Source organism: Cyanobium sp. NIVA-CYA 375 (assembly GCF_056108345.1).
The window spans coordinates 1-705 of sequence record NZ_JBSYHW010000330.1 but is presented as its reverse complement, the minus strand read 5'-3'; the positions used below and the strand labels follow the sequence as shown (position 1 = coordinate 705).

The window sequence follows — 705 nt, the reverse complement described above, 5'->3', positions numbered from 1 at the left end:
CCTCGATGCAGCGGGCATAGCGCGAGGGTTCGTTGGCGTTGAGAGGCGCGGGTGCGAGGGCGGTGTTCATGGTGTGGGTCCTTCGAGGATGGCGCTGTGTTCAACGCACCGGCGCGCCCGGCCCGGACAGCAGGGCCGGTGTCCGCCGCCATGCCGGCGCTGCGTGGAACGGGCCAGACCCACTCCCAGCCCCCATGAAGACCGTCCTCCAGCACATCCTGCGCCGCAAGCGCGCCTATGCCCGCCTGCCCTTCTTCGACTTCCTGCGCGACGACACACTGCCGGTGCGTGACCGCCTGGCCTTCTTCCCCTGCATGGCGCCGTTCATCCTGAGCTTCGGCGATCTCAACCGCTTCGTCCTGCGCGTCGAGCCCAGCGACGACCCGCACCAGCGCATGCTCAACGCGCACAGCCACGAGGACGACCACCACTGGCCCTGGTACCTGGAAGACTTCGCGAAGCTTGGGCACGACGTGCCGGCCTCGCCGGTGCAGACGATGCAGTTCCTGTTCGGCGACGCCTGCGCGCGCAACCGGCTGCTCTCGCACCACCTGGCGCACCTGCTGTGGGGCGCGACGCCGGCCGTGCGGCTGGCGGTGGTGGAGGCCATCGAGGAGACGGGCAACGTGCTGTTCGAACTCACCACGCGCCTGGCCCGCGCCCATACCGCAGCCACCGGCGTGGAGCTGCGCTACCTGGGCGAGT

The 705-nt window shown here is 69.9% G+C and carries 1 protein-coding gene; it reads left to right on the top strand.

Going from position 1 to position 705, the window contains the following annotated elements; all coding sequences use genetic code 11:
• Positions 1-194 precede the first annotated feature (194 nt).
• The coding region (locus tag AC01FP_RS18400) for a hypothetical protein (protein ID WP_474482302.1) at positions 195-705 on the top strand (511 nt) is incomplete at its 3' end.